This window comes from Cellulomonas rhizosphaerae, assembly GCF_003470205.1.
Lineage (GTDB): Bacteria > Actinomycetota > Actinomycetes > Actinomycetales > Cellulomonadaceae > Cellulomonas > Cellulomonas rhizosphaerae.
On record NZ_QWKP01000001.1, the window covers coordinates 1 to 4,304 of the forward strand.

Consider the following 4,304-nt stretch of genomic DNA (forward strand, 5'->3'; position numbering starts at 1 on the left):
TATGATGAGCGCATAAGTAAGAATCGGCCGGGAAAAACCCCGTCATCAACTTGGGAGGAAACGTCATGACGATCACGCGTCGGCAGTTCACCCTTGGTGCCCTTCTCGCGGCCGGTACGGCCGGCTTGCCGGTCTATGCCGGGGCACAGGGCAAGAAGACGATCGCCGTGCTTTTCGACGGGCTCTATTCGCCCTTCTGGGTCGCCGGCCTCGACGTCATCAAGCAGGATCTGGAGCGCCGGGGCTACCAGATGGTCCAGGCGATCTCCGACCAGGACGACAACCGCCAGCTCGAGCAGGTCCGCGCCATGCTGGCGCGCAAGGTGGACGGCATCATCATCGTCCAGACGGATTCCAACGCGGTCATCCCGGCGATCCGCGCGGCCAACCAGGCCAAGGTGCCGATGGTGCATTTCAACCGTCCCCCGGCGAAGACCGAGGCCTTTTCGGTTGCCGTCGTCGCCGACAACCGCAGCATCACCAACGCGACGCTCGATCACATGGTGAAGGTCGCGCGGGAGAAGGGCGGCAAATACAAGGCCGCCATCATGATCGGCGACCTCGGGGACCCCAACGCCATCGGCCGCCGCGACGGCTTCTTCGACGTGGTGGACAAGAACAAGGACATCATCGAGGTCGTCGCGCGCATCCCCACGGAATGGAACGCGGACATCGCCTTCTCCGGCCTGACCAACGCCTTCCAGGCCAACCCGGACATCAACTTCCTCTTCACCTCCTCCGACTTCCTGTTCCCGCAGATCGTCCAGGTGATGAAGACGCGCGACAAGTTCCACCCCATCGGCCATCCCGACCATGTGATCTTCGGCGGCTTCGACGGCGATGCGACCGCCTACGAGCTGCTGAAGGACAAGTATCTCGACGCCGACGGCGTGCAGGACCTGTTCAAGGAGGCCGACCTGGCGATCAACGCCATCATCGACCTGCAGGGCGGCAAGACGGTCGAGCGCGTGCTGCTCGATCCCGGCTTCGCCATCCACCAGGCGAACCTGGAACAGTCGCGCGAGCGGATGTGGGGCTACACCGTCTACAAGCAGAAGAACGGCTGAGGCTCCGGCGGGGGCCGGCCCGGCACGGCCCCCTTACCACACACCGGCGCAGGCCCGGCCCGCGCCCGATACGGGGTCACGGCATGAGTGCGACGAGCCTTGGGAGCGATGCGCCGGTTTCGGCTGTGCGGCGTCTCCTGCGTCATCTTCTCTTCTCCGAATATCTGGTCCTCTATCTCAGCGTCCTCTATTTCGTCGCGGTGCTGCCGCTGGTGCCGGAAATGGCCTCCGCCGAGGTGCTCGGCAACATCCTGTCGGACATGCTGCCGCTGCTGGTCGTCGCGATCGGCCAGACCTTCGTGCTGATCGTCGCCGGCATCGACCTGTCGGTGACCTCGGTCCTCGCCATGGCGAGCGTGGTCGGCGCCAGCGTCATGACCGGCGACGGCGGCTATCTGGCGGGCTCGGCACTCGCCGTGCCGGGCGCCATGGCCGCCATGCTGACGGTCGGGCTTGCGATCGGCGCCTTCAACGGGCTGTGCATCACCCGTTTCGGCATGCCGGCCTTCATCGTCACGCTGACGACGATGATGTTCTTTTCCGGCGCCGCCATCTGGTACACGACCTTCCACACCGAGACGAGCAGCATCGCCAACCTTCCGGCGGGCTTCGTGGCGCTGGGGCAGGGGAGCGCCGGCGGCCTGCCCAACGCGCTCTGGGTCGTGCTTGCGGTGGGGGTGGCGGCGCATCTGCTGCTCGCGCGGACGGTGCTGGGCCGGCGTCTCTACGCCTGTGGGCAGAACCGACGAGCGGCGGCGGTGTCGGGCGTGCCGGTGCCGCGCGTCGTGCTGGCGGCCTTCGTGATCTCCGGCGGCTGCGCCGCCGTCGCCTCCATCCTCTATACGGGACGGCTGGAGACGGGAACGCCGATCCTGGGCCAGGCCATCCTGCTGGACATCATCGGGGCGGTCGTGATCGGCGGGACCAGCCTGTTCGGCGGCAAGGGCAAGGTCCTCTGGACCCTGTTCGGCGTGCTCTTCCTGGTGCTGATCGACACCAGCCTGAAGATGCTGGGGATGTCGCTCTTCTCGGTCTTCGCCATCAAGGGTGCGGTGATCCTGCTGGCCGCAGTGATCGACGCGCTGCGCACCCGCTTCGCCGCCCGCCTCTAGAAGGGAACGCATCCATGGCCCTGCTCGACTGCGAATCCCTGCGCAAGAGCTTCTTCGGGGTGGAGGTGCTGCACGGCGTGTCCTTCACGCTAGAGGCTGGCTGCGTGCTCGGCCTGGTCGGCGAGAACGGCTCCGGCAAGTCCACGGCGATGAACATACTGGGCGGCGTGCTGCCGCGCGACGGCGGCCGCATGCGGCTGGACGGCGCGGACTACGACCCGCGCGGGCCCAACGACGCGCGGGCCGGCGGCATCGCCTTCATCCATCAGGAACTGAACCTCTTCGAGACTCTGTCGATCGAGGAGAACCTGTTCATCGGCGGCTTCCCGAGGCTCGGCCCCGGCATCCCCTTCATCAACCGCGCGGCCCTGCGCCGCCGCGCGGCGGCACTGCTGGAGCAGGTGGACATCCGCCATCCGCCCGGCACGCCGCTCGGCCAGCTGAGCCAGGGGGAACGCCAGCTGGTCGAGATCGCCAGGGCGCTGAGCGGCGACGCCAAGATCATCATCTTCGACGAGCCGACGACCTCGCTGACGACGCGCGAGGCGGAGCGGCTGTTCGCCATCATCGAGCGGCTGCGCCGGCGCGGCATCGCGATGATCTACATCAGCCACGCGCTGGGCGACGTGCTGCGCCTGTGCGACGAGGTCGTGGTGCTGCGCGACGGGGCCGTGGCAGGCGGCGGGCCGCGGGCGGCGATGACGACCGAGCGCATGATCTCCCTCATGGTCGGCCGCACGCTGGACCAGCTCTTTCCCGAACGCGAGGCGTCCGCTTCGGCCGCAGCACCCCCGGCCATGCCGGTCCTGGAGGTGCGCCGGCTGACCCAGCCGGGCGTCGTCCGTGACATCGACCTGACGCTCCATGCGGGCGAGGTGCTCGGCATTGCCGGGCTGATGGGGGCCGGACGCAGCGAGCTGGCCCGCATCCTGTTCGGGCTCGACCCCTTCCGCAGCGGCAGCATCGCCGTCGGTGGGGAGGTGATCGAGCGCCCCTCGCCGACGGTCTGCATGGAGCGGGGCATGGCCTTCCTGACGGAGGACCGGCGGGGCGAGGGGCTGCTGATGCAGGCCAGCGTCGTCGACAATGTGGCGCTCGCCTCGCTCGACGATTACGCCTCGCCCTGGCTGCGCTTCATCGAGCGGACCCGGCTCGGTGCCGAGGTCGAGCGCACGGCGCAGGGCGTGCGGCTGCGCGCGGCCGACCCGGCGCAGGCGCTGGTCAAGACGCTCAGCGGCGGCAACCAGCAGAAGGTCGTTTTGGCCAAGTGGCTGCTGCGGAGCCCACGGGTCTTCATCCTGGACGAGCCGACGCGCGGCATCGACGTCGGCGCGAAGTTCGAAATCTACAAGATCATCAACGCCCTGGTCGCCGGCGGCGCCGGCGTCCTCATGATCTCCTCGGAGATGGAGGAGCTGATGGGGATGTGCGACCGCATCCTGGTCATGAACCATGGCGCGATTCAGGCGGAATACCGGCGGGGCGCCTTCGACGGGGAACGCATCCTGGAAAGCGCCATGGCCCGCCGCGCCGGGGAGGTCGCCTGATGGACCGGACCCGCCTCCGCCTGCTGCTGCTCCGCGCGGCGCCCGCCGTTCTGTTCCTGGTCGTGCTGGCCGTGTTCGGCACGCTGTCCGACCGCTTCCTCGACCCGCGGAATTTCACCAACATCCTCATCCAGTCCTCCCACATCGCCATCCTTGGCATCGGCATGACCTTCGTGCTGCTGACCGCCGGCATCGACCTGTCGGTGGGTACGGTCATGTATCTGTCGGTGGCGCTGCTGGGCATCCATCTGGCCGGGGTGCCGCCTCTGCTGGCGGTGCCGGCGATGGCGCTGGTGGGGGTGCTGTTCGGGCTGGTGAACGCCTTCTTCATCGTCCGGCTCAGGGTGGCGGCCTTCATTGTCACGCTGGCGACGCTGTTCGTCGGGCGCGGGCTGGCCCTGTGGATCACGAACACCCGCATGGTCTTCTACCAGGACCAGATCCTGTCGCTGGCGCGGGCCCAGTTCCTGGGTGTGCCCTGGGCGATCTGGATGTTCGCGGCCGTCTTCGCCGCCGCCTGGGTCACGCTGAACCACACGGCCTTCGGCCGCCAGGTCTATGCGGTGGGCGCCAACCCG

The 4,304-nt window shown here is 68.0% G+C and carries 4 protein-coding genes; all 4 read left to right on the forward strand.

Annotated elements, in window-relative coordinates; all coding sequences use genetic code 11:
• The first annotated feature begins 65 nt into the window (after window positions 1-65).
• Window positions 66-1,067, forward strand: a complete 1,002-nt coding sequence (locus D1825_RS00005; RefSeq protein WP_118765539.1) for a sugar ABC transporter substrate-binding protein — start codon at window positions 66-68, stop codon at window positions 1,065-1,067.
• A gap of 83 nt (window positions 1,068-1,150) precedes the next feature.
• Window positions 1,151-2,179: an ABC transporter permease gene (locus D1825_RS00010; RefSeq protein WP_118765540.1), complete on the forward strand. Its 1,029-nt coding sequence runs from the start codon at window positions 1,151-1,153 to the stop codon at window positions 2,177-2,179.
• A gap of 14 nt (window positions 2,180-2,193) precedes the next feature.
• The gene (locus D1825_RS00015; protein WP_199721423.1) at window positions 2,194-3,726 is read left to right on the forward strand and encodes a sugar ABC transporter ATP-binding protein; all 1,533 of its coding nucleotides are present in this window, start codon (window positions 2,194-2,196) and stop codon (window positions 3,724-3,726) included.
• A partial coding sequence (locus D1825_RS00020; protein WP_138065697.1) for an ABC transporter permease occupies window positions 3,726-4,304 on the forward strand: 579 nt, incomplete at its 3' end. The genes D1825_RS00015 and D1825_RS00020, both read left to right, overlap by 1 nt.